This is a genomic window from uncultured Eudoraea sp. (genome assembly GCF_947260015.1).
Lineage (GTDB): Bacteria > Bacteroidota > Bacteroidia > Flavobacteriales > Flavobacteriaceae > Eudoraea.
The window spans coordinates 1-24,948 of the sequence record NZ_CAMYOM010000033.1 but is presented as its reverse complement, the minus strand read 5'-3'; the positions used below and the strand labels follow the sequence as shown (position 1 = coordinate 24,948).

Annotated in this window: 26 protein-coding genes, 1 tRNA gene and 1 pseudogene; 9 read left to right on the top strand and 19 right to left on the bottom strand. The window is 36.9% G+C overall.

The features are described from left to right. Positions 1-184 (top strand): annotated as a pseudogene (locus Q0X66_RS12790) (phosphoribosylaminoimidazolesuccinocarboxamide synthase); the annotation flags it as partial. Between the two features lie 56 nt (positions 185-240). Here the strand turns inward: Q0X66_RS12790 and Q0X66_RS12785 are convergent. Next, positions 241-314: transfer RNA gene (locus Q0X66_RS12785), tRNA-Met, on the bottom strand. Positions 315-449: 135 nt separating this feature from the next. Between Q0X66_RS12785 and Q0X66_RS12780 the strand changes: the two genes are divergently transcribed. Continuing rightward, positions 450-836 (top strand): START-like domain-containing protein, encoded by a 387-nt coding sequence (locus Q0X66_RS12780; protein WP_297706989.1) that lies wholly within the window; start codon positions 450-452, stop codon positions 834-836. 54 nt (positions 837-890) lie between these two features. Further along, entirely contained in the window at positions 891-1,733 is an 843-nt protein-coding gene (locus tag Q0X66_RS12775) for an aminotransferase class IV (protein ID WP_297706987.1), read from the top strand. On the opposite strand, the gene Q0X66_RS12770 is transcribed toward Q0X66_RS12775, so the two are convergent. The 5 genes from Q0X66_RS12770 to Q0X66_RS12750 form a co-directional block, all read right to left on the bottom strand. Beyond that, on the bottom strand, positions 1,726-2,286 hold the full coding sequence (locus Q0X66_RS12770) for a YqgE/AlgH family protein (RefSeq protein ID WP_297706985.1): 561 nt from the start codon (positions 2,284-2,286) through the stop codon (positions 1,726-1,728). The genes Q0X66_RS12775 and Q0X66_RS12770 overlap by 8 nt on opposite strands. Positions 2,287-2,398: 112 nt before the next feature. After that, entirely contained in the window at positions 2,399-2,671 is a 273-nt protein-coding gene (locus Q0X66_RS12765; RefSeq protein WP_297706983.1) for an HU family DNA-binding protein, read from the bottom strand. Positions 2,672-2,845: 174 nt separating this feature from the next. Beyond that, the gene (fmt, locus tag Q0X66_RS12760) at positions 2,846-3,793 is read right to left on the bottom strand and encodes a methionyl-tRNA formyltransferase (RefSeq protein WP_297706981.1); all 948 of its coding nucleotides are present in this window, start codon (positions 3,791-3,793) and stop codon (positions 2,846-2,848) included. Continuing rightward, complete coding sequence (locus Q0X66_RS12755) at positions 3,790-5,688, bottom strand: ATP-dependent DNA helicase RecQ (protein WP_297706979.1); 1,899 nt, start codon at positions 5,686-5,688, stop codon at positions 3,790-3,792. The genes fmt and Q0X66_RS12755 overlap by 4 nt, the downstream gene beginning before the upstream one ends. 2 nt (positions 5,689-5,690) lie before the next feature. After that, positions 5,691-6,254 carry an ATP-binding protein gene (locus tag Q0X66_RS12750; RefSeq protein WP_297706977.1) on the bottom strand — a complete coding sequence of 188 codons (564 nt, stop codon included), beginning with the start codon at positions 6,252-6,254 and terminating at the stop codon, positions 5,691-5,693. Between the two features lie 86 nt (positions 6,255-6,340). On the opposite strand from Q0X66_RS12750, the gene Q0X66_RS12745 reads away from it, so the two are divergent. The 4 genes from Q0X66_RS12745 to Q0X66_RS12730 all read left to right on the top strand — a co-directional run bounded on the left by Q0X66_RS12745 (position 6,341) and on the right by Q0X66_RS12730 (position 9,075). Then, the gene (locus Q0X66_RS12745; RefSeq protein WP_297706975.1) at positions 6,341-6,628 is read left to right on the top strand and encodes a DUF493 family protein; all 288 of its coding nucleotides are present in this window, start codon (positions 6,341-6,343) and stop codon (positions 6,626-6,628) included. An 87-nt stretch (positions 6,629-6,715) separates the two neighbouring features. After that, the gene (locus Q0X66_RS12740) at positions 6,716-7,369 is read left to right on the top strand and encodes a DUF4290 domain-containing protein (protein ID WP_297706973.1); all 654 of its coding nucleotides are present in this window, start codon (positions 6,716-6,718) and stop codon (positions 7,367-7,369) included. A gap of 15 nt (positions 7,370-7,384) precedes the next feature. Beyond that, complete coding sequence (murA, locus tag Q0X66_RS12735) at positions 7,385-8,692, top strand: UDP-N-acetylglucosamine 1-carboxyvinyltransferase (RefSeq protein WP_297706971.1); 1,308 nt, start codon at positions 7,385-7,387, stop codon at positions 8,690-8,692. Between the two features lie 59 nt (positions 8,693-8,751). Then, positions 8,752-9,075 (top strand): GNAT family N-acetyltransferase, encoded by a 324-nt coding sequence (locus Q0X66_RS12730; protein WP_297706968.1) that lies wholly within the window; start codon positions 8,752-8,754, stop codon positions 9,073-9,075. Between the two features lie 63 nt (positions 9,076-9,138). On the opposite strand, the gene Q0X66_RS12725 is transcribed toward Q0X66_RS12730, so the two are convergent. From Q0X66_RS12725 to Q0X66_RS12690, 8 genes are all read right to left on the bottom strand, one after another. Further along, on the bottom strand, positions 9,139-10,137 hold the full coding sequence (locus Q0X66_RS12725; protein WP_297706966.1) for a pirin family protein: 999 nt from the start codon (positions 10,135-10,137) through the stop codon (positions 9,139-9,141). 74 nt (positions 10,138-10,211) lie between these two features. Beyond that, on the bottom strand, positions 10,212-10,658 hold the full coding sequence (locus Q0X66_RS12720) for a VOC family protein (RefSeq protein WP_297706964.1): 447 nt from the start codon (positions 10,656-10,658) through the stop codon (positions 10,212-10,214). Between the two features lie 36 nt (positions 10,659-10,694). Next, positions 10,695-11,615 carry a DUF5050 domain-containing protein gene (locus tag Q0X66_RS12715; RefSeq protein WP_297706962.1) on the bottom strand — a complete coding sequence of 307 codons (921 nt, stop codon included), beginning with the start codon at positions 11,613-11,615 and terminating at the stop codon, positions 10,695-10,697. A 72-nt stretch (positions 11,616-11,687) separates the two neighbouring features. After that, positions 11,688-12,119 carry a (4Fe-4S)-binding protein gene (locus tag Q0X66_RS12710; RefSeq protein WP_297706960.1) on the bottom strand — a complete coding sequence of 144 codons (432 nt, stop codon included), beginning with the start codon at positions 12,117-12,119 and terminating at the stop codon, positions 11,688-11,690. Positions 12,120-12,142: 23 nt separating this feature from the next. Then, positions 12,143-13,570 (bottom strand): amidohydrolase, encoded by a 1,428-nt coding sequence (locus tag Q0X66_RS12705; protein WP_297706958.1) that lies wholly within the window; start codon positions 13,568-13,570, stop codon positions 12,143-12,145. A 120-nt stretch (positions 13,571-13,690) separates the two neighbouring features. After that, positions 13,691-15,001: a deoxyribodipyrimidine photo-lyase gene (locus Q0X66_RS12700; protein ID WP_297706956.1), complete on the bottom strand. Its 1,311-nt coding sequence runs from the start codon at positions 14,999-15,001 to the stop codon at positions 13,691-13,693. Next, positions 15,002-15,694 (bottom strand): SDR family oxidoreductase, encoded by a 693-nt coding sequence (locus Q0X66_RS12695; RefSeq protein WP_297706954.1) that lies wholly within the window; start codon positions 15,692-15,694, stop codon positions 15,002-15,004. Positions 15,695-15,696: 2 nt separating this feature from the next. Next, positions 15,697-16,194: an SRPBCC family protein gene (locus Q0X66_RS12690; RefSeq protein ID WP_297706952.1), complete on the bottom strand. Its 498-nt coding sequence runs from the start codon at positions 16,192-16,194 to the stop codon at positions 15,697-15,699. 195 nt (positions 16,195-16,389) lie between these two features. Between Q0X66_RS12690 and Q0X66_RS12685 the strand changes: the two genes are divergently transcribed. Then, positions 16,390-17,547, top strand: a complete 1,158-nt coding sequence (locus Q0X66_RS12685; protein ID WP_297706950.1) for a hypothetical protein — start codon at positions 16,390-16,392, stop codon at positions 17,545-17,547. A 90-nt stretch (positions 17,548-17,637) separates the two neighbouring features. Beyond that, positions 17,638-18,480, top strand: a complete 843-nt coding sequence (locus tag Q0X66_RS12680) for a DUF2911 domain-containing protein (RefSeq protein WP_297706947.1) — start codon at positions 17,638-17,640, stop codon at positions 18,478-18,480. 114 nt (positions 18,481-18,594) lie between these two features. Here Q0X66_RS12680 and Q0X66_RS12675 read toward each other — a convergent pair whose 3' ends face one another. The 5 genes from Q0X66_RS12675 to Q0X66_RS12655 form a co-directional block, all read right to left on the bottom strand. Continuing rightward, positions 18,595-20,301, bottom strand: coding sequence for a sodium:solute symporter (locus Q0X66_RS12675; protein ID WP_297706945.1), 1,707 nt, complete (start codon positions 20,299-20,301; stop codon positions 18,595-18,597). Positions 20,302-20,403: 102 nt separating this feature from the next. After that, a complete protein-coding gene (locus Q0X66_RS12670) occupies positions 20,404-22,938 on the bottom strand; it encodes a PIG-L family deacetylase (protein WP_297706943.1) in 2,535 nt (844 codons plus the stop codon). Positions 22,939-23,014: 76 nt separating this feature from the next. Continuing rightward, the gene (locus tag Q0X66_RS12665; protein WP_297706940.1) at positions 23,015-23,563 is read right to left on the bottom strand and encodes a mechanosensitive ion channel domain-containing protein; all 549 of its coding nucleotides are present in this window, start codon (positions 23,561-23,563) and stop codon (positions 23,015-23,017) included. Positions 23,564-23,568: 5 nt separating this feature from the next. After that, complete coding sequence (locus tag Q0X66_RS12660; RefSeq protein WP_297706938.1) at positions 23,569-24,525, bottom strand: septum formation inhibitor Maf; 957 nt, start codon at positions 24,523-24,525, stop codon at positions 23,569-23,571. Positions 24,526-24,685: 160 nt separating this feature from the next. Next, positions 24,686-24,948, bottom strand: a 263-nt coding sequence (locus Q0X66_RS12655; RefSeq protein WP_297706936.1) for a porin, incomplete at its 5' end; no start/stop codon positions are given.

Below are 24,948 nucleotides of genomic sequence, written 5' to 3'. Positions count from 1 at the left end.
TAATGGTTTTCAGGGGCTGGAGGGGCAAACTGTCCCGGAAATGAGCGACGATTATATTGCCCAGGTTTCTGAACGATATATTGAACTTTACGAAAATATCACAGGAGAACCATTTGTAAAGGCAGATATCTCAAACATTCAAGAACGTATTGAGAAAAACATATTGAAGTACTTGGAAAAGTAATTACTATAATCCATAAAGCTAATATCCCCTTATCAAACAATAAGGGGATTTTTAAGTAGCGAGAGGGAGACTTGAACTCCCGACCTCAGGGTTATGAATCCTGCGCTCTAACCACCTGAGCTACCTCGCCGAATGTTTTAAAATGGCTGCAAATATAAAGGTTAATTTCTTGTTGGTCAAAATTCATTCATCAAAATTAATATGTCCGTTTTATTTTTTTATCATATATAAATATATATATTGTCCAACTTAAATATGTTGTGGAATGAGTGATACAATTAAATATGAAATTGAGTATGTGATACAGTCTTCTCCCCAGTTGTTATACCAATATCTGTCAACACCATCGGGACTGTCTGAATGGTTTGCAGATGATGTGAATTCCCGTGGCGAGATATTCAACTTTATTTGGGACGGCTCTGAAGAGGAAGCTAAACTATTAAAAAAGAAAAGTGACGAGTTTATAAAGTTTAAATGGTCAGAAAATGATGATGATGATAGTTTTTTTGAGATGCGCATTATTGTAGATGAAATTACCAAGGATGTCTCTCTTTTTATAACTGATTTTGCCGAAGAGGATGAAGTTGATGAAGCAAAAATGCTATGGACAAATCAGGTATCCAGTCTAAAACAAATATTGGGTTCCAAGTAATAATAAAAATAATTTTAGCAGTATATTAGGCCTTGATTTTTCAAGGCTTTTTTTATGGTCAATTACGATGGACAACTTGTAGATAAAAACTCATTCTATCTTCATGCAAATAATAGGGGGTTCCTTTATGGTGATGCTCTTTTTGAAACCATTAGGGTGGTAAATGGAAGGCTTATTTTTTGGGAAGATCATTATTTAAGGCTTATGTCATCTATGCGTATTTTAAGAATGGAAATACCTATGTCTTTTACCATGGAGTTTTTAGAAGAACAAATATTAAAGGTGTTAGCGGAAGGGGAAAAGAATAATTCTGCCCGAATTAGGATTACGGTCTTCAGGAAAAATGGGGGCTTTTATTTACCAAAAAGCAATGAGGTGTCTTATCTAATCGGCACGGAATTTTTAGCGGATGCCTATTATATATTAAATGAAGCTAATTATGAGGTAGAACTCTTTAAGGATTTTACAATAAGTAAAAACATGCTTTCAAATCTTAAAACTACCAACAGGGTCCTAAATGTAGTAGGAAGTATTTATGCAAAAGAAAATGGCTACGATAATTGTTTGCTGTTAAATGATTCCAAGTCGGTAGTGGAGGCACTCAACGGGAATATTTTTCTGGTAAAGGATAAAGTATTAAAAACACCTCCATTAGAAGATGGTTGTATCAAGGGAACTATAAGAAAAAAAGTATTGGAGATTATCAATAAAATTGACACTTATGAATGTCAGGAAAATTCCATTTCCCCATTTGAACTTCAGCAGGCCGATGAACTATTCATTACAAACAGTGTTATGGGAATTCAACCAATAACAAAATATCGTAAGAAAATTTTTGAAAATAAAGTGGCTAAAGAGCTTTTGGGTAAGCTAAATGCCGCCGCCAGGTTTAATTAAGACTAGGATTTTCGGGGGCATTGGACCACAATAAATAATCGCCACCAAGTTCCACCATTTTTTCTTTCCAGAAAGCTATTGTAGATTTTTGAATGATATTGCTCTCATATTCGTTCTTTACTACGATCCAGGATTTTGTATCCAATTCCTGAACAAGCTGCAGCGATGACCATCCCGAATACCCGAGAAAAAATCGTATGTCTGTATCGCTAATAATCTTTTGATTGATGAGTGCTATCGTTTTTTCAAAATCACCACCCCAAAAAATTCCATCTGATATTTCAATACTATTATCAATTAAGTGCGGCACCTTATGGATAAAATAAAGATTGTCTTGTTCTACAGGGCCTCCGTTGAATACCTGAAACGGAACATTTATTTCCTCAATCAGGTCGCTTATATCATAATCCAATGGCTTGTTAAGAATAAACCCTACCGATCCTTCATCATTGTGCTCCGCCAAAAGAACGACAGATCTGTTGAAAGAAACATCTCCTGTTAGTGTAGGTTCTGCAATTAGCAATTTCCCTTTTTTGGGTTTTAAACTTATCATAGCTCTTATAATGCTTTTAAAAATAAGATAAATCTTGTAAATAACAAAAATCGCTATAAATTAAAAAAGCGCCCCGGTTTTGGGGCGCTTTCATATATTTTAAAAGGATGGACTAGTTTACAGAGCTGCTTAAATCAGAACCTGCTTTAAACTTAACTACATTCTTTGCCGCAATTTGTATTGTCTTTCCAGTTGAAGGGTTTCTGCCTTCTCTGGCATTTCTTCTAGATACAGACCAAGATCCAAAACCCACAAGAGAAACTCTATTCCCTTTCTTAAGAGATCCTTCTACGTTCCCCAAGAATGATTCTAATGCCTTTTTTGCTGCTGCTTTAGTGATGCCTGCGCTAGCTGCCATGGCATCAATTAATTCTGTTTTGTTCATAATTTAATTAAATTAATTGTTGTTAAATAATTTTAAGCTTGAACAAATTTATACGGATTTGCGGTTAAGACAAGTAAAACTGGGGTAAATCAACGATTTTGTTGATAACTTAAAACGTTTGTTGATAAAGTTGGGCTTTTTGGTTGATTCTCCCAGCCCAATGTTAATGGGACTTTAGGTCATAAAGGCTGATTCTTTGATTTTAAGTCCATTTAAAACATCAATAACAGCCATCTTCCGTTTACCCGGTAACTGTAATTCCGTTAGGTAAACATAACCTCCGGAGGAAGCTACCTTTAACTCCTTTTTAGTGAAGAGAACACTTCCGGGTTTAAAATTATGCTCTTCCTTTCGCCATTTAGCTTTGTATATTTTAATTACAATTAATTCGTCATCATTGTTTAAATTGGTCCAGGCTGCAGGGAATGGACTTAATCCTCTAATATGATTGTATATGTTCTCCGCTGCTTCTTCCCAATTTATTTTGCAGGTTTCTTTATTGATCTTATCTGCGGTTTTAAATGTGCTCTCTAGTGGTTGTTTTTGTGTTACAACCTGGTTATTTTCAATAAGAGATACCGTCTTTAAAACTAATTCCGCTCCCAGGATCATTAAGCTGTCGTGTAGATCTCCCGCAGTATCTTCTGGCCCAATCTCGGTTGTTTCCTGCAGAATAAGCTCTCCGGTATCTATTTTCTCATCGATAAAAAATGTAGTAACACCTGTTTTCTTTTCCCCATTAATAATTGCCCAGTTTATAGGAGCTGCCCCTCTATAGTCAGGTAATAATGAAGCATGAAGATTAAATGTGCCATATTTGGGCATGGACCATACTTGTTTTGGCAACATTCTAAATGCTACCACAATTTGGAGGTTAGCTTTTAATGATCTTAAATGATTCAGAAATTCCTCATCCTTTAAATTAGTCGGTTGCATAATATGCAGTCCAGCTTTTTTTGCATATTGTTTAACGGAAGATTCATGTATTTTTCTTCCTCTTCCTGCGGGTTTGTCTGGTGCCGTAATTACTCCTACTACCTGATACTCCTTTTGGATCAGCTTATCTAAGGTGGCGACAGCAAATTCCGGGGTACCCATAAATACTATTCTCAAGTTTCTCATTTTTGCAGACTATATTCATTTTTTGAATTAATATTAATTTTGCCGTCTTCAAGTAACATTTGAAGTGTTTTTAATATCAAGAGTTCATTTTGCGGTAATTCCAGGATAATGGCTCTTGAACTACTTTGTTTCGATTCAAGTAATTCAATAATGTCACTTTTTATGTCGAGAAAGCTTGTACGGTCAAGTTTCTTTGGGTTATTACAAACATCACAATTATTACAAGGCTGACTGGTCTTTTCGCCGAAATACGATAGTAATTGGCGATTTCTACACAAGGTGTCATTTTTTATATAACCAAGCATACTATCCACTTTATTAATCTTTGTTTGCAACTGCATTTCTACTTTTTTGGAAAAATTATTAATTGTCAGATCATCTTCCCTTGGCACCAGGAAAACGAGCTCCAGATCTCTATTACTTGCTTTTAGACTAATGACTTTATCTTTATCTAGTTGTGCCAGATTATTTAATGTTTTTTCTTCTGAAAGTGAAGTTTTTTTGGAAATTAGCAGTGTATTTATCTTGGTTTCAAAATCAAAAATCCCTCCATAAGTCCTTAAAATGGTTTGCACAAATGGTGCTATACTCTGATGTCTTTCCATATAGTCTAAAAGATTGTTTTTAGTAAATAAAAATTGTACAGTTGTTTTACGGGAAAAACTTTGTGATAAGGATATAACCGAATTCTGATCAAGAATACTTAGCCCATTATATGTCATAGGTGAATTAAGCTTATAAAGGTGACAGAATTCTTCAAATCGAAACTGAAAAATTTCATCAGGCAGAGTTCCGTATGGTATTTGAAAATAATTATTGAGTTTATTATAAAGTAATTTCAAAAATTTGACATTGGGTAATACCTTTAAAAATTGGTTTTTTAGTTGTAATTCATCGTCTTTATTGGTTATCATTATAGCTTTAGCCGGGAGACTATTTCTGCCAGCTCTGCCAGCTTCCTGATAATAATTCTCCAGGCTTTCCGGGATTTGATAATGAATAACCAAAGAAACATCGGCCTTGTCTATTCCCATTCCAAAAGCATTCGTGGCCACCATTATTCTTACTTTATTATCGAGCCATAAATTTAGTTTCTTTTCCTTTTCCTCTTTTGGGATACCTCCGTGATAGAAAGTAGCAGAAATGTTTTTTTTGTTTAAAAAAGCAGCGATTATTTGCGCCATCCTTCTGCTACGCACATATATAATGCCGCTTTGGTCTGTATTCTTACATAACTCATATAAACGTCTTTGTTTATCTTCTTCCCAAATAACCCCAAAATATATATTTTTCCTGCTAAACGAATCTTTGAAAATTTGATGTTCTCTGAACCGAAGATTTTCGGTTATATCCCGGGCAACTTTTGAGGTGGCCGTAGCCGTAAGTGCAATTACAGGAACTAATGGTTTTATATCCCGCAAAAGAGAACAATTTAAATAGGCCGGGCGAAAATCATTCCCCCATTGAGATATACAATGTGCTTCATCTATCGCAATAAGATTGATCTCCATTTGGGCAATCCTGTCTTTTACTATTTCCTGTTGCAATCGTTCAGGTGACAGATATAAGAATTTGTAATTTCCATAAATACAGTTGTCTAATAAATTATTTAATTCTTCTTTGGAAATTCCTCCTGTTAAGGCAACGGATTTTATACCTATATCCTTTAATTGTTGAACCTGATTTTGAATAAGGGCAATTAATGGCGAGACTACAACGCATAATCCTTCCCTGGCCATAGCCGGAATTTGATAACATAAAGATTTACCTCCACCTGTAGGTAAAAGTGCAAGCACATCTTTACCATATAAAACAGCATCTATAATAGCCTTCTGAGATCCTTTAAAGTCGTCATAATCCCAATATTTTTTTAAGATTTCTTGTGGATCCCTCATCGCTAATCTTCCTTCAACTCGTTTAATATAAAAGAAATACGCTCTTCCACGGTACCAGTTGGGATAAGAACCGGTTCATAATCATATCTCATATAAGTCCGTTTTAAGTGGTCATGTATTTCAATGGCTTCCTCAAAGCTTTCTAATCTTTCATTGTCCGATATATAAATCTTTTCCCAAGGTGGCAGAATTACAATTTTATCATATCTGTTGTTTTTGCAAGCGTCTTCAAAATCCCGGGTGTAACTTTGGTCAAAATAGTCCATATAGGCTAAAACATCTGGAATACCCCGATCAAAAAAGACATAGGGATTATTGATATTAAATGACTTTCTATATTGTTCCTTCCTGCCGCTAAGGATTCTTCGATTAAATTCAAAAGGTTCTTTGACAAAAGCAAGTGGATTGGAAACAAATGATTCAGGATTACCCTTTTTTTTTGCCTCAAGAGTCATACTTCTTACAATCTCGTGAAAACAGGTATAACCACAAGCTTCAAGTTGTTGTATAATGACCGTTTTTCCTGTACTTGGTCCTCCCGTAATAACTACTTTTTTAGATTTCAAAAGCTATATTTTACAAGTACAAAAGTAATCAATGCGGGCAAGCATAAAAAATTGATTACGAAGCTTTATATTTGTAAAAAAAATAAATGGATACTGAGAAATCAGATGAATTTTACCTTAGACTCAAAGAAGAATTACTTAGAAGTAATAGCTGGCCTGCGGATTACTTGTATAAATTTATTGTTCCCACAGATCGGGATAAGATTAGACAAATAGAACAAATATTTGACAATACGGGAGCAGTTATTGAATCTAAACAATCCAGCAAGGGGAAATATACCAGTCTTTCAATAACCGTAAATCTTGCAAATCCTGATAAGGTTATAGAAAAATATAAAGAAGTTGGCCTGGTTGAGGGCGTAATATCTTTATAAACTGGGATAACTGGGATAATTTTCCTAATTTGCATCCGTTATAGAGATACTTCCTTTACATATTTTTAATCAGAATTATATAGAAATTTGAATCCAGTAGAAAACCTAGAGTACAATACTGAGCGCGAAAAGCTCATTATTCCAGAATACGGTCGCCATTTTCAGAAAATGGTAGATCATGCCGTTTCCATAAAAGACGATGAAGAGAGAAATAAAGTAGCGAAGGCAATTATTAGTGTCATGGGTAACCTTCAACCTCATTTGAGGGATGTACCCGATTTTCAGCATAAACTTTGGGATCAACTATTTATAATGTCCGACTTTAAGTTGGAAGCTGATTCACCTTTTCCCATAACTCCAAAGGAAGTCCTGCAAGCAAGACCTGATGCATTGGAATACCCACAAAACCATCCTAAATATCGCTTTTATGGGAATAATATTAAGCGAATGATAGATGTAGCTATAGGATGGGATGAAGGCGATATGCGTGCCGGATTGGAATACGCTATAGCTAATCACATGAAGAAGTGTTACCTTAATTGGAACAAGGATACTGTTGAGGATAAAGCAATTTTTAAGCACCTCTTTGAACTTAGTGATGGAAAAATAGATTTAGCTACTGATGGCGTTAGCCTTACAGATAGTGGACAGTTTCTTAAATCACGGATTACAAAATCCAATAGAACCAGTTCCTCAAAAAAGAGTCATCGAAATACTAATAGAGGTAAAAAACGGTATTAAATTTTTCTTCCTTAAATGGGAACATTCAAAATTGAGGGCGGCCATAAACTTCATGGGGAAATAACCCCACAAGGCGCTAAAAATGAAGCATTACAAATTCTTTGTGCGGTTTTGCTCACCTCGGATGAGGTAGTCATTAACAACATTCCAGATATTGTTGATGTCAACAAGCTAATCTCCTTACTAGAAGACCTGGGAGTAAAAATTCAGAAAAAGGGCAAAGGATCTTATTCCTTTAAAGCCGATGACATTAATCTGTCCTATCTGCAATCTGAACAATTTAAATCTGATGGACGGGGATTAAGAGGTTCTATTATGCTGGTAGGCCCTTTATTAGCCAGATTTGGCAAGGGTTACATTCCTAAACCGGGAGGTGATAAGATAGGCAGACGCAGATTAGATACCCATTTTGAAGGGTTTATACAGCTGGGTGCTAAATTCCGATATAATAAAGAGGAGCATTTTTATGGGGTAGAGGCCAAAAAACTAAAAGGCACCTATATGCTTTTAGATGAGGCATCGGTTACAGGTACCGCTAACATTGTTATGGCAGCTGTTTTGGCAGAAGGGCAAACAACTATTTACAATGCAGCATGTGAGCCTTATCTGCAACAATTGTGCAAGATGCTAAACCGGATGGGAGCAAAAATTTCCGGTATTGGGTCTAATTTATTGGTAATTGAGGGGGTCTCAAAATTACAAGGCACAACGCATACTATGCTACCTGACATGATCGAAATAGGGAGTTGGATAGGCCTGGCAGCTATGACCAAAAGCGAATTAACCATCAAGAATGTCAGCTGGGACGACCTTGGACAGATCCCGTCAGTTTTCAGGAAACTGGGTATTTCTTTAGAAAAAAGAGGAGACGACATTTACATTCCTGAACATAAAGAGGGCTATAAAATTCACAACTATATTGATGGTTCTATTTTAACAATCTCAGATGCACCCTGGCCCGGTCTCACCCCGGATCTGTTAAGTATTATCCTGGTTATTTCAACACAGGCCAAGGGCGAAGTGCTCATCCATCAGAAAATGTTTGAAAGCCGTTTGTTCTTTGTAGATAAATTAATAGATATGGGGGCAAAAATTATTCTTTGTGATCCACACAGGGCTACTGTAATTGGTCACGATTTTAAATCCACCTTAAAGTCTACAACGATGGTATCCCCCGATATTAGGGCAGGAGTATCCCTTTTAATTGCCGCTCTATGTGCAAAAGGAACATCAATCATTCATAATATTGAGCAGATAGACAGGGGTTATGAGGATATTGACAATCGTTTAAGGGCTATTGGCGCAAAGATTGAAAGGATTTAAGAAAAAGAGTTAGTACTCAACTTTTCCCATAGAAACATACTATTGTTAAAGTCTTAAAAATGAAAAATACAGTTTGGGAAAAACTACCGTTGATTAACAATGATTCGGGTCAAAAGAAAAGATTTGAATTACACATAGAAAACGAAACTGCATTCATAGAATATATTCAGGCCAAGAATAATATTATTTACCTCACCCATACAGAAGTACCCCGCTCATTAGAAGGAAATGGCCTTGGAGCAATTATTGTTTCTAAAACGCTTGAATTTATTGAGAAAAATGGATTTAAAATGGCTCCCTTATGTCCTTTTGTTGCGTCATACCTTAAGCGTAATCCCAATAAAGCAACAGGATTATTAGCTCCAGGGTTTTCGGTAGGCTAAAAAGAGTCTCTGTTAAAGCAAAAAGAGCAAATCACCAAAACACTTTAAATAATCACAATAAAATCAACGCTCTACAACATCCCCGTTTGGATACTTGGCAAATCTTCCTTTTTCCCTTGGGTGAACGTTATCTGCATATGGCCAGGGCCAGCCGCCAAATTGCGTAAGCCTGTATTCCTCCATAGCTTGTTGAATTTCCGACTGAGTATTCATAACAAAGGGGCCATATTTGGCAACCGGTTCATTTATAGGTTTTCCCTGCAATAATAGAAAGTGTGATTTCTTATCCCCATTTTCAATAGTAATTTCAGCATCTGAATGTAGCTCCACAGCATGATTGGGTTTTATAAGCTGCTCACCAATCTTTACTTCATCGCCTTCATAATAATAAAGGGTACGATTTAAATTAGCAGAAGCGGGAGGTAAATTAAAGGTCTCGTTTTCATCCATATGAATATTCCAAATGGTTACCTCATTATCTGAATTTGCTGCCCACGAATTAGGTGCTGGTTCTGGTGCAGCTGTACCTGTATAGTTTCCGGCAATTATTTTTACAGTAGTATTATTTATCTTAACAAGGGGGATGTCCTCATGCCAGAGCATCTTAAAATGAGGTTCAACAAATTTATCTGCTTTAGGTAAGTTGATCCAAATTTGAAATAATTCTAAGGGATTATCCTGATCTGTATTCAGCAAAGGGAACATTTCAGAATGCTGAACACCCCTGCCCGCAGTCATCCATTGTACATCACCCTGCCCAAATCTGCCGGCTGCTCCTAATGAGTCTGAATGATCACAAAATCCTTTATTTACAATAGTAACGGTTTCAAATCCCCTGTGCGGATGAGAGGGAAACCCAGGAATAGTATGTCCGTGATACATTCTCCAACCGTCTTTTATGGTAAAGTCGTTACCGAGGTTACGCCCTTCAAGGGAAACATCGGGTTCCATTGCACTATTGCCCTTTGGGTAATGATCTAAATGATAAACACAGAACAAAAACGGGTCTTGTGTTTCCCATGGGAATCCTAAAGGAAAAATACGTTTAATAGGGTTACTCATATTATTATTTTTTGATGTCTTGTAAATTTTTTAAATCGGTTGCGGGTTTTAAAAACAAAGTATTAGATTAGTCGTTAATTGTGGATTGCTGTATTAATTTCAACCCAGTTCTCTTCAGGGTCTTTGATATAAATCTGACGTACTCCATCTGCACGGTTTGTAACGGCATTCTCTTTCCCGGGCCAATCCCAATAGGGAATATTTTTTTCTTCCAGAAACGAAATGAGTCCATCCAGGTTGTTGGTTGCCAGGCAGAGGTGGATACTTTTATTATTTTGACGTATCACGGAGTCTTTACCTATAAGGTGAAGTTGAGAATTGCCATGAATACTAAACCATCTAAACCCTTCTGATGCCGATGGATGGGGAATTTCTTTTAATTTCAATATGTCAGCATAGAAGTCTCCGGTCTTTTTGAGATCTGTAACTACAATAGAATAATGGTCGAATTGAAAATCAAAATCCTGGGCGTATGAATAGGATAAAAAGCATATGGATAATAAGAGGATCAATTTTTTCACAGGAATATTATTTTATATACACTTATTAATAGTGCATTATTGATTATCATAGGATACAAAAGCAAAGTGCTTGCTATCGGGTGACCAGGATGGGACATTAATTGTTCCCTGGCCGCCTATAAACATGCAGAGATTTTTAATTTCATTGGTATTTAAATCATAAAGACGCAAAGAAACAGCCTTCATAGCAGGATGCCGGTCTCCCTGAACTTCCAGATAGGATATAAAAACAAAATAGTTCCCATCCGGTGAAGGATGCGCAAACCAATTTGAATAGGCATCATTAGTTAATTGTTCTTTTTCGTTGCCATCAGATTTCATTCTCCAAATCTCCATTTTTCCGGAATGCATTGAATTGTAATAAATGTATTTACCATCCGGGGAATATTCAGGGCCATCATCCAGTCCCGGACTGTTGGTGAGGCGTTCCTCTGCACCTCCCTGAATTGAAATTCTATAGATATCAAAGTTATTATTGCGACTTGCGGTATATACAACGGCATCACTCTCGGGAGACCATCCGTGCCAGTAGGATGGATATTCTAATGTCACAAGTTGAGGTGTGCCTCCTTCAAGAGGCAATGTATAGATCCTTGAAGTACCGGATTGCACTCCTTCTATTGGATCATTATTACTAATGGCCAGCATTTTGCCATCCGGAGAAATTCCGTGATCATTATTGCATTTAACAGCAGTTCCTGTATCTATTTGCTCCTTATGGCTTCCATCTGTCTTTATTTTGTATAAAAGGCCATTTTGATTCACAATTAAATAGTTCCCATCCGGACTCCAGTTGGGAGCTTCAAAGTGTGCCTTTTCTTCATATATGACTTTTCGTTCCCCGCTTCCCAGTGAATAAATTTCCAGCATTGATTTAAGCTGGGATGATTGTCCAAAACTTTGCCCCGAACCCATTATAAATAGAATTACAAGCGTTTTATTAAATATATTATTCATAATATTCAGAGATTAGTTAAGACAATAACAACCAAATCTATTTACTATAATTATGAATGCACAACAGATATTTTACCCCACAAAGTTTATTTTCTTATGTGCTCCGTCACAATAGGGTTTATTAGCTGATGCACCACATCTGCATAATGCAGTTACCCCGCTTTTACCTTCAGTCTTACCACTGGTATCCTTAACTTCTAAAGACCCATGTACCAAAAGCGGACCATTAGCCATTACTTCCACTCGAGTATTGTTATTTCCTTCTTCTGAATTTTTTGTTTCTCCTTTCATAATATAAGTTAGCGCCCCGGAAGGACATTTTTTAATTTGTGATTTTAATTCATCAATAGATGCATTTTCAGGTTCAATCCAGGGTTTTTTGTCCGGATCATAAACTTTAGGCAGGGTAGTTACACAAATAGCTGAATGTATGCACTTTCTTGGTTTCCATACTACAGTGAGATCACCCTTTGAATATTCTTTAATTATTTCTCTTTCTGCCATAATTTATTAGTTATTCTTTATTATTAGTTGTCTTCCACTGGTGGAGGGCCGGGTGGGATATTTGCTTCATAGACCTCACCATCCTTCCGATCATAATACTCATTCTTAACTTTTTGAATTAATTTTTGATCCTCAAAAAGATCTACAGCGGTCATGCTTAAAGCTTTAGCAGCGTAGGTCATCCCTTTATGACCAATACTCATTCCACCACACGCAACTACCGCCCAGGAATGCCAGGGGATATCTTTGGGCGCTGCAGTTACACTTAAATTTATGTTAGGAACATTCCAACTTACATCGCCCACGTCTGTTGATCCTCCGCCGGGGTTTTCTTCTGTTTCTTTAAGTGGGTTAATTTTGCTGTCCATCCCTATCCGAGGTTTTTTTGTTACCTCCTGAATCTTTTTACCAAAGGCCTGTTCTTCTTCTGTATATGTAATATCACCCAAAACTTCTAAGTTCTTTTGCATAATCTCCTCACCCGATCTGTTCACCAAAACCTCATATATTCCGGAAATCAGGGAAATTTTATAATCTACATTCGCCATTACTGCCGCACCTTCGGCCATTTTTTGAACCCTTTCGTATACAGGCACTACTCCGCTTCGCTTTGTGTCCCTTACACGGACCCAAAGTTTAGAGTAATCGGGTACTACATTAACTACTTGTCCACCATCTTGAATATGGTAATGAATCCGTACCGTTGGTTTAATGTGTTCTCTGTAGTAATTAATTCCTGTTGTATATAACTCCAGCGCATCAGAAGCGCTTCTCCCATTCCAGGGATCGGCAGATGCATGCGCAGCCTGGCCAAAAAATTCAACTTTAAAGTCAACAAGAGCCAGTGTGCTTTGAGCATCGGCTTCGGTATTGTCCCCAGGATGCCAGCTTAAGTTAACATCAACATCATCCCACAAGCCATCCCGTACCATCCAAACCTTTCCAAAATATTTTTCTTCTGCCGGGGTGCCAAAAAATTTAATGGTCCCTTTAAGTTTACCCTGTTCTATGAGTTCTTTTACGGCCACTGCAGCACCAAGACTGGCTGTTCCAAATAAATTATGACCACAACCATGTCCGGCCGCTCCTTCATTTAAAGCTTCCTTTGTGGGTTGTGCCTTTTGAGAAATTCCCGGGAGGGCGTCATATTCACCTAAAATGCTTATTACCGGTTTGCCGGAGCCGTAAGTTGCTATAAAAGCAGTGGGCATTCCGGAAACGCCACGCTCAACGGAAAAACCATTCTTTTCTGCATAGTCAGCTAAAATCACAGAAGATTGATTTTCATTAAATGCCGTTTCGGCAAGGGCCCAAATAGAATCGCTAATAGCTATTAATTCTGCATTGTGTATTTCTATTGATTGGATAATTGCTTTTTTGTTGTTGCTGATTTTCTGAGCTGAGCCCAGATAGCTTAGAATAAGCAATAATCCCAAGAATAATTTTTTCATATTTTTAGCAATTGCATTAGGATTAATCGTCAGTGCAATAAAAATACTGTTTTTTGCCGGGTAATGTCTTTAACAATCATAAAAAGTCACTAACCCTTTCACCAATGGCTTTTAAAGAATTTAGCTGAGTGCTTCTTTGTATATTTTTAGGCAGCGTTCACGGGCCATTTTATGATCTACCATCATTTGGGGATAAGTCAATTCCTGCAGTTCGGGAACCCACTTATTGATATATTCTTTTTGTTGATCAAATTTTTCCACTTGTGTAAGGGGATTGAAGATCCTGAAATACGGCGCGGCATCTACACCACTCCCTGCAGCCCATTGCCAGTTTCCAATGTTGCTGCTAAGTTCGAAGTCTAAAAGTTTTGAAGCAAAGTAAGCCTCTCCCCAACGCCAATCTATTAATAAATGCTTACAAAGAAAACTTGCCACCAGCATTCGTACCCGATTATGCATAAATCCTGTAGAATTAAGTTCCCTCATCCCGGCATCAACCAAGGGGTATCCTGTTTCCCCATTTTTCCATTTTTCAAATTCTTCTTCATTATTTCGCCATGGAATTCTGTCGTATTTTGGTTTAAAGGCTTTATGGACAGTATGGGGAAAATGCCATAGAATTTGCATAAAAAACTCACGCCAAATCAATTCATTTAAAAATGTTTCATTCTCGGCATTTAGGGCTTTTAATACTACCTGTCGTATAGAAACAGTTCCAAATCGCAAATGAGGCCCTAATTTGGAGGTGCCGTGCTCAATAGCCGGAAAGTTTCTGGTTTTTTCATATGAATTAAGTAATGATGCTGAAATTTTATAAGCCGGAACCTTGGTATCAGATCTTTTAAACCCTATCTCTGCTAATGTCAAATTAGGTAAATCAGTTTTCTTGATCATCTTGTTTAAAAATGACCCCGAATCATAAACCATTGCTGGTTCATCTGTTTTAAATTTTTGTTTCCACTTGCGCATATAGGGCGTATAAACCACATAGGGTTCACCATTATCCTTTACAACCTGATTCTCCTCAAAAACTACCTGATCTTTAAAGGTTTTAAATTCGATATCAGATAATTTTAATTCTGTTGCAATCTCACTATCCCTTTTTTGAGCATAGGGTTCATAGTCCCTGTTAGTATATACACTTTGAATGTTATATTCATTAATAAGGGTTTTAAAAATATCTAATGGATTGCCTGCATAGACACCAATGGAACTTTGGTAATGCGTTTTCAGTTTCTCTCTCAATTCCTGTAAAGAATCGTAAATAAAAGTCACCCGGGCGTCATTTTCCGGTAGGGAATGAAGTATTTCAGTATCAAAAATAAATACAGGCAGTACCGGATGACTTCCTTTCAGGGCATTGTAAAGCCCTGCGTTATCATCCAGCCTTAAGTCTCTGCGAAACCAAAAAATATCTACTTTTTTCAGCATTTAGTTAATATTGAGGGTAGACAAACCTCCATCTACACCTAAAACCTGACCGGTTATCCAACCGCTTTTATCACTTAGTAAAAAAGCTGCAATATTGGCAATATCCTCAGGATTTCCTACTCGTTTGAGAGGATGGCGTTCTGCCATACTTTCTTTCTTTCGGTCATTGTTTAATAAGCGCCTTGCCAGCGGGGTATCTACAAGTGATGGTGCAATGACATTTGTTCGCACTTTAGGCGCATATTCTGCGGCAAGAGATTTTACAAAACCTTCTATAGCGCCCTTTGCAGCAGATACGCTTGTATGAAATGGCATTCCTGTACTTACGGCCACTGTACTAAAGAAAACCATACTTGAGTTGTCTGCCATCCTGTCGATAATGTCTTTAACAACCTTTACCATGCTAAAAAAATTAAGTTGCATATCATCCTCAAAATTAGCCATGCTCAGCATTTTCAGCGGTTTTAGATTAATACTCCCGGGGCAATATACAAATCCGTGAAGTTCCTCAGGCAATTGTGCGGTATTCAATGAGTCGGTTAATGCGTCAAATTGAATATGTTCTACGTTCAGATCCTTCAAACCCTCCGCACTTCTAGATGCTACATAAATGGTATGGGTTTCCTGCAACTGCTTTACAATGGATAAACCAATACCGTAAGATCCTCCGATTAACAATAGATTTTTCTTCATAATTAAATTGATTTTATACTTAACATATTAGAGGTACCCTTCATATTCCCGTAAATTTCCTCAAGTTTCATTTCGCGGTATGCGAATATTTTTTTCAGTTGTTTTTTAACGAGTAAAGGATGTGCTAATTGACCCAAAACTCCAAAAGGCAGCTTATAGTCAATGATATCTTCCATTTCTACTCCACCAGAAATAGGTTTTATAAAATGCTTGTGATGCCATAACGCATAAGGTCCAAACCTTTGTTCATCTACGAAGTATTGACCTTCCTTTACATGGGTAATTTCGGTAACCCATTTTGTTGTTATTCCGGCAAACGGAGAAACTTCATATTGAATAATCTGACCCGGAAACATATCCTTGTCTGCGCCATTTAGAATATGAAAACCCATGTGTTCCGGTGTGATAACCTTTAGATTTTCCGGATTTGATAAAAAAGACCAGGCCTCATCCTGTGAAATCGGTAAACATTGTCTGGAATGTAGTTGATATAATTGCATTAAAAGGTTTTTAACAAAATTAAGTGCAATATTGTTTAATAAAAAATTAAATATGTTAAACAAATAGTAAATGTTAGCCTGTTTTATCTTCTTGTATTTAGTTGGGGTAAACCCATACAATGGGGTAATACGTCTTATGATCGGGAAATTTATGGTCCAAAGTAGGATTTTTGTATATTTCTGAAGCCAAATGTCATGATTTCCAAATTATATATTTTAATTTTTATCCTTCCTGTCGTTTTCTTAAATGCCCAGGTGAGCGCCACCCTTGTGGGGACATTACCCGACGATGTTCTGGAATCCTCAGGGCTTGTTTATTACAACAACAAAATCATCACTCATAATGATTCGGGAAATTCTCCTCGAATGTATGAAATAGATACTCTAAGTTCGCAGATCATCCGGACAATTACTATAGACAATGCTACGAATATAGATTGGGAAGATATAGCTCAGGACGAATCCTATATTTATATCGGCGATTTTGGAAATAACACTGGAAACAGGCAAGATCTTGTCATTTATAGAGTAACTAAATCTGATTATGACCTTTCAAATACAATAAGTGCTGAAAGAATAGACTTTTCCTACGAAGATCAAACGGATTTTTCAGGGATGCAGAATTCTGACTGGGATGCAGAAGCCATGGTTGACTTTAATGACCAGTTACTCATATTTACTAAACAATGGCAGACAAATGGAACGGTCGCATATTCCATTCCTAAAATTCCTGGATCTTATTCAGCAAAAAGGCTGGGTTTTTATGATGTCTCTGGTTTAGTTACAGGAGCAACATATAATATTTTCTCAAATGTCCTGATGTTATTGGGTTATTCACCTCAATTACAGCCGTTTATTGTTCGGATGGACGAACTTTCTACAAATTTTTCATTTAACGGGACTGAAGAAAAGTCGGATTTGGGAATTGGGTTTTCACAGGTTGAGGGAATCACCTATTCAGATTCAAATACGTATTATATTTCTTCGGAACGTTTTCAAAATAATGTACCTCCCATAACTCTTGCTTCCCAACTATATACTTTTGAAACCAACGATGCCCTTCAGGAACCTGAAGAACCACCAATAGAAATTCCGATAGATTCGGTGAAAGTGGAAAATGAATTGGTTATTTACAGAACCTTTGGATCAAATGAACTTCAGTACGATCTTAATTCAAGCGCCCCATTGTTTGGACGAGCTATATTCGATATTACGGGAAAAAGAGTTAGACATACCAATGGGAATTTAATTGAAAATAACAGCATAGATCTTAGCGGATTGGGCAGTGCCGTATATTACTTAACTTTTTATCTGCAAGGCATAACAATATCTAAACCGTTTATATTGGAATGATCCTTTCTTTAAGCATTATTTAAGGAATTGTTAACAAGAGGAATACACCATTATATTTAGATTTGTTCTAACTATAAAATCTGGTAAATAATGAAAAAACTAACACTATTGATCTGCGTCGTAATGGGATCTATTTCTATGAACGGACAGATAACAACACCAGCCGCTAGTCCGGCTGCGAAGATTATGCAAACGGTTGGATTGACTGATGTAACCGTAGAGTATTCCAGACCTTCTATGCGTGGTAGAACCATTTTTGGTGATCTTGTTCCTTATGATAAATTATGGAGAACCGGAGCCAACAAAAATTCGATGGTAACTTTTAGTGATGATGTTACTATTGCCGGCCAAAATGTAAAGGCTGGTAGCTATGCTATTTTTACAAAACCGGGATTAACTTCCTGGGAAGTAATTTTCTATTCCGATACTAATAACTGGGGAACTCCTGAAAATTGGGATGATTCAAAAGTAGCTGCCAAGACCAACGTTGAAGTATATACTATGCCGTCGGATGTAGAATCCTTTACTATGAGTATTGATGACCTACACAATAATGGGGCTACTCTTGGGATGATGTGGGAAAAGGCCTATGTAGGAGTCTCCTTTGAGGTACCTACCGTGGCAAAGGCGATTGAGAGTATTGAAAGTGTAATGAATGGTCCTTCGGCTAATGATTATTTTTCAGCCGCTTCTTTTTATTTTGAGGAAGGAAAAGACCTGTCCAAAGCAAAAGAATGGATTGATAAAGCCGTATCAATGAATGATAAAGCGTACTGGATGGCTAGGAGACAATCCCTGATTTACGCTAAAATGGGCGATACAAAAGGCGCTATTGAAGCGGCTAAGAAGTCAATGGCCGGAGCAGAGACAGCCGGCAATGCAGATTATGTAAAGATGAATAAAGATTCACTTAAAGAGTGGGGAGCATTGTAATTCTTTCAAAATTGATATTATCTAAAACCCTTACCTTAATTGGTTGGGGTTTTTTATTTCATATAAGAACAAGTATCATTTATTAAATGTACTATCTCCGGATGTCAGATTTTATTAGGTTTTAATGGGAGGAGTCTTATGAAGCCTGTCAAATGATTCAAGTACTAATGCCAGTAGAATTACCAGTGCACATCCAATAGCATTTAACCACAAATACCCCATCCAATCTAAATACCAAACAAGTACCACAACCACCTGCGTGATAATAGCGGCAATAAAAACAGCATTCCCTTTTACAAACCGGAAAAAGAAGGCTAGTAAAAACATGCCCAATATGTTTCCATAAAAAATAGACCCAATAATATTGACTAGTTGAATTAGATTGTCAAAGAGGTTTGCCACACAGGCTATTAGAATAGCAACGATACCCCAAAGCAAGGTAAATAACTTGGAAACCTTCACATAATGTTCCGGGGAGTATTCATCCTTTTTATTTCTTTTATAGAGGTCCAGTGCGGAAATTGTACCAAGGGCATTTAATTCGGAGGCTGTGGAAGACATTGCTGCAGATAGAATAACTGCTAATAAAAGACCGACTAAACCTTTGGGGAGATAATTTAGGATAAAATGGATAAATACATAATCCTTGTCGTTTGTCTCAACAACATCATCTGCCTTTTTAATCATAGCCTTTGCCGCTTCCCTGTTGTTTTTTTCTTTTTCAATTATCAGGAGCATTTCATTTTTGGCTTCGGTAGTTGTGGCCTGATCGTTTAAATCCAATGCTGCAGAAAATTGTTCCTGCGCCATTTTCTTTTCAACCTCTAAATTTTTATGACCTTCCTCTAATAATTTGTAATCTTCTGCATAGGAAGTTTGCATTATTGCATTCGTAGCTGCAGGATTAAAATTTAAGGGTGATGGATTGTACTGATAAAACACAAAAACCATAACCCCAACCAGGAGAATAAAAAATTGCATAGGGATTTTTAAGATCCCATTAAAAATAAGACCTAACTGACTTTCCCTGATGGATTTACCGGAAAGATATCGTTGAACCTGACTTTGATCTGTTCCGAAATATGCCAGCATAAGAAACATTCCTCCTGTAATGCCACTCCAGAAAGTATATCTACTCCTCGGATTGAAACTGAAATCTAATATATTTAATTTATCACTTGCTCCTGCAATTTTCAAGGCTTTGGTAAATGTGATATCTGCAGGCAAATAACCCAGAATAAAAAAGAAAGCAATAAACATCCCGGTCATAATTACAAACATTTGCTGTTTTTGGGTAACACTTACTGCGTTTGTACCGCCGGAAACGGTATAAATGATAACTAAGGAGCCAATAATAATATTCAAGGTTTTTAAGTCCCACCCCAAGACGGCAGAAAGGATTATGGAAGGAGCAAAAATTGTAATTCCTGCTGCAAGGCCGCGTTGTATTAAAAACAATACGGCTGCAAGGGTACGGGTTTTAAGATCAAACCTTCGTTCAAGAAATTCGTAGGCTGTATATACTTTAAGTTTGTGATACAGAGGAATAAATACAATACAAATAATTATCATGGCTATCGGAAGGCCAAAGTAGAATTGAACAAAACCCATTCCATCGTGAAAAGCCTGACCGGGTGTGGAGAGAAAAGTAATGGCACTTGCCTGTGTAGCCATGACAGAAAGACCAATCGTCCACCATTTGGATTTATTTCCGCCCAGGACGTAGTCGTTGACGTTTTTATTACCTCTTGTTTTCCATACCCCGTAAACTACAATAAACAAGAGGGTTCCACTAAGTATAATCCAGTCCAGTTTTTCCATTTCAACTGTAAATGGTCATGATAAAATAAAAAATAAGGATGTATATCGTATTGAGAATCAACACCAGTGTATATTCCTTTTTCCAGGTAAGTTTGTCTAGCATCATTTGCCTTTAATATCTGTAGTGTTATCTATTTGTTCTTTTCCTAAAGATAGAATATTTGCAAATAACTTATAGGCGCCGGAAACCCCTGCAGGAAGTTCTCTAAAAAAACTTATTCCGGTATAAATATAATTTCCCTTACCATATGGTGCTACAAGAAGTGCTCCATTGGTTGGCGATTCTCCTTTGTCATTCATTTGCAGAATAGGTGTGAATTTGGGATCCCATTCATCCGGAAAGTAAAGCCCTCTCTCCTGAACCCAACCCTCAAAGTCCAAATTTGTAATGGTATTGGGAAAATTAATAACGGAATGATCACTTGCAATAATCTTCACTTCAGAATCCTCATTGGTAATGCGGTCTCTGGATATTTTAAGAGGGTAGGGGGCCAGATCTTTAAAAGAGGCGTCTCTGCGCCCTGCAGTGTTGTATTGTATTATAAGGTTTCCTCCCTGCTCTACATATTCCAGTAAAAAACGTTGTTTAAATTCAAGCGCTTCTATAACGTTATATGCCCTGATCCCTGTAACAACCGCGTCATATTTGTTTAGACTACCCGATTCTATAGCTGTGGGATCAATTAAATGAACGGTATAACCTATCTGTTCCAGGCTCTCGGGCACCTCATCTCCGGCACCCATTATATACCCAATTTGTTCGCCAACTTTCTTAATGTTCAGTCTTACAACTTTGGCTTCGGAGCGAATTAAAACTGTTTGCGTAGGAATATGGTCGTAGGTAATCTCAATTAATTCTTTATCCAATTTTTTACCATCAATGTGGATAATGGGGGTTATCAGACTTTCGTCTTCCTTTGCAGGAGGGGTTAGTGTAAAAACAACTGTCTTTTCATCATCCTTGTTTGCAATTTCAAATTCTATAAATTCCTTATCTACCACCCAACCTTTATTATGGCCCAAATGCACATTTCCTTTAAGTCCGTTTTTATGAGCGGTAATAGTTACCGGGATTTTTCTGGGAGTTCTGTCCGCAAATATCAAAACCTTGTCACCAAATCTCGCAGTAGCTTCCGGTATAATTTCAAAGGGCTCATAAAGTTCCCCTTTATCAGGTTTTGAATATCTATGAATAACCGGTTTTTCTATTTTTATTGAATACCCGTTAAATTCCAATTCAAAGCTTGCGTGAAATGGGCGTATGGTTTCAGGACTTCCTATTAGTTGCGGGTCATTTACTTTGTACATGCCCAGACTTCCCTTTTCTGCCAGCCAATACGGACTGGTATAAGGCTGATCTTCCGGTATTTTAAGATCTAATTCAAGGTTCTTTTTTTGATTATTAGCTAAGGGTATTTTATCCTGCTTATAAGATTCCGACGCAAGAGTAACAGAATTAAATAAAATATCAGTATTACTTCGGTTTAGGACCTCAATATTTATCTTTACACTACTGCCGGGAACTGCATTTGACACTGCAGATGAAGCTTCCAGATAAAGTCCGCAAACAGTGAGAATAATATCTTGGAGTTCTTTTAATTTAATATGTCTCCAGTGATCATCCTCAATACTAACAAGCAATTTATGTGCCTCCAGCAATTCCGGAAGGTGTTTTGAAGGATTTACAAAGTCAAAATTCTCTTCTACTGAAACCAATAGTTTGCCAATAGCCTCGCCTCCTTTTATTCTTGACCAGCTTGTATCAATCCCTTCAAAAATATTGGATGTATCATTTGGCATGTCCCCGGACAACAATTCTATATATTCATCCTGACTACCCCTGACAGACAATCTGCCAAAACCCTGGCTTAGATGCTGACTACTTGCAATAGATGCAATTTCGTTGTTGGATAGCCCTCTCATGGGATAATAAACCCCAACATCTAAATTCACCATCTTGGATTTATCTGCTTTTTCAAAATTTTCAGGACTCCCGTAGAACCACCATGATGCATTAAAGAACGATCTTTTGGGCTGCCAAAGACTTACTTTATCCAATTGTTCAGGATACGCATTTTTATCATTAGCAAGATCAAAGGCTTCTACACTTAGCATTGCAGAAGAAGTATGATGTCCATGGGTTGAACCGGGTGTTCTGTGATCAAATCGATTTACAATAACATCTGGTTTGAAATTTCGTAGGACCCAGACAACATCACCTAAAACAGCCTTTTTATCCCATATTTTTAAAGTTTCAACCGGGTGTTTAGAATAGCCAAAATCATTTGCCCTGGTGAAAAATTGTTCTCCCCCGTCAACTTCCCTGGCCGCCAGTAATTCTTCTGTTCTTAATACTCCAAGGAGTTCTCTAAGTTCCGAACCTATAAGGTTTTGACCTCCATCACCTCTAGTGATAGATAAATAACCGGTTCGGGCTTTAACTTCGTTTGAAAGATAAGATATAAGTCGTGTATTTTCATCATCCGGGTGCGCTGCAATATACAAGGCAGAGCCCAAAAAATTTAATTTCTGCAAGGAATGAAAAATGTCTGAGGAACTGCTTTTTTTTGGTACTTGGGCTAAAACGGATTGTACACCTAAAAATAGCCCAATAAAGAGTACCAGATAATAACGCATAGTTTTTTTATAAGGTGGTGGTCAAATATAGAAAGATTAGAAGCGCTGCGACATTATTTAAAACTTCTTTAACAACTTATAATACTTCACTTTCATCAAGATTCTCATTTGCTGTTACATTCACCATTAAAATTCCTTTTTGAAGCATAAGGTTATTGGGATATGTTAATAATTCTGAATTATCATTTCGTAAATGAATATTAAATGCCCTTATGTCCTCAATAATGTAATTTCCCTCGTACTCTATTTCCTTGTCCATTATTCTAATTCGATCACCTATTTTAAAAGGAAAAGAGAAGTAAAGAATAATACCCGACGTAACGTTGCTTAAAATGGACCATTGCGCAAATATAGCAACCCCAATAACCGCAAAGATGGAGGAAAAAATAATACCAAGCTCTCTGAAATTAACTCCCCAAATAAATATGATTATTACAATCCCAATAACGATAAGACCAAAAGAGACATATTTTATAATCAATCTGGTGCGAGCTTTATTCAGGTCGCTTACGCTGCCTACTTTACGAATGGCTTTGGATAAAATAAACTTTAAGACAAACAACGTTATTATAGTGATAACCGTTGCTAAAAATTCACTCTTATAATCTATAATAAATTCTTCCATAAGTTCTATAAACCTAAACTTTCCCTCAGAACAATATCTGCGTTTGAATTTTGCCTCCAGTAAGGGGTAGTAATTGTTTTAATCTTTGTTGCTTTAGACTTTAGAGTTTTGGCATTTGCTCCAAAACCATTTTTAAACTCATCAGACCAACTTTCTATTGTATAGGGAAAAGCCGTACTGAAGTTGATGGTAAGTGTGCGTTCTAATTCCGGATAGATTAAGGTATACGAACTAATTCCATCTTTCACTGTAAGAGTGGCACTGGCTTTATATGTTTTAATCTCTTTATGAGTTAGCCTGATATATTCTAATGAAGGAATAACTTCCAACTCGCCCTGGGGAAGCCCATTAGGGTTTATTCGTAATTTGTTCCACAACTCGTTTTCCAAAATGTTTTTTTCCATTTTAAATTCCTGATCTGCTTCACCTTCAAAATAAGAGTGCGCTTCGTACTCAAAATCCTCCCTGTTATTCAATTGGGCATACACATGTCCACACCATTCCTGAATAGATGAGGATATTTTTATAGCATGTTGATTGTCCTGAACCGGATAAAAAGAACTACTCATAATAGAATAGGGGTAAATGCCTGTAAAGTATTTTTTTGTACTGTTAAATTTTAGTACCGGAATATTTTCAGAATTGCTTCTATCTGCCTTAACTTGTTTATCTGCCAAAAATGGTTCCGTAACAAAAATTAAAACTGCATGTCCCTCTCTGAGTTCTCCATACCTTGCCTGTTCGAGCTTATAAGAGGTGATTTCAGCTTCTCCGGCATACCAATACTCCTTAAACTCCGGGGAAAGGGGGTTCGGTTCTGCGGTTTCAGGATTATTTTTCAGGCTTTCAGCGTTGACAATTGCATTTTCTTTTGAACTGGCTTTTAGTTCACAGGATATAAAAACCAATGGCGCAGCTAAGATTAAAAAAGCTAGAAGTATTTTAGGGATAAGTAGTCTCATAGTATTTTATTTTTGGTCAAAACTACTCAAAAACTCCAGACTTGCCATCTCCATTAACGTTTTGTAAACTAAATGGTTGTGTAGCCCGAAAATATTGATATTATTTCTACTCTTTATGATTTCCAATTTTTTATTAACTCTTTTATTCGAAACTTTTCGATTATTCCAATATAAACACAAGGCGTGAAACCAAGCCGCTGTTATAGCCAACATCTCCAAAACGGTCGAGAGTAGAATATCTGTAGTTTATATTGACCTGAATAGCAGAAATAGGATACCAATTTATGCCCACTGAAAAAGTATTCATTTCACCTCCATCAATGTTCTGATCAGTCATATCAACCGATGACCATCGACTGTAAACTTCCAATTCACCCCATCCTCCTGTGTTAATGCCATTTGCGACCTTCACTTTATTAAATA